This is a genomic window from Roseixanthobacter psychrophilus (assembly GCF_043195195.1).
In the GTDB taxonomy this organism is placed as follows: Bacteria; Pseudomonadota; Alphaproteobacteria; order Rhizobiales; family Xanthobacteraceae; genus NCEH01.
This window is the reverse complement of the sequence record NZ_JBAFWT010000207.1, coordinates 1-364: the sequence shown is the minus strand read 5'-3', so window position 1 is coordinate 364 and position 364 is coordinate 1. Positions and strand designations below refer to the sequence as shown.

Below are 364 nucleotides of genomic sequence, written 5' to 3'. Positions count from 1 at the left end.
GTTCATATTCACTCCAGCTCAATCTGTATCCTCAACAAAGGGTACAGGTTTGCTGGAGTCGACACCGCGGAGCGAGCCCCATCCGCGATCGTCCACCTTCGATTTCGAAGAAGCCAACCCGCGTCGTGCCGCTGCCGTCCTCTTCGTTGCCGCCTCGACCAACTCACGCTGTGCGATGGCGGTGCGGACGATTGCGCCGGTGTCGACTTCACGGCGACCTTTCGCCAGAAGGGTGCGTCGGGCGGTAACTGCCTCGTGCAGTGTGATCGAAGGCAGGGTCACGTCGGCATAGCGGGCTTCCACGAAGTTTCCAGATGGCCGTCGAATGAAGATGCGCGCCAGGTCGCGCGGATCGTACTTCACA

Annotated in this window: 1 pseudogene; it reads right to left on the bottom strand. The window is 60.7% G+C overall.

Going from position 1 to position 364, the window contains the following annotated elements:
* Positions 1–18: 18 nt before the first annotated feature.
* A pseudogene (locus V5F77_RS29220) lies at positions 19–364 on the bottom strand (Mu transposase C-terminal domain-containing protein); the annotation flags it as partial.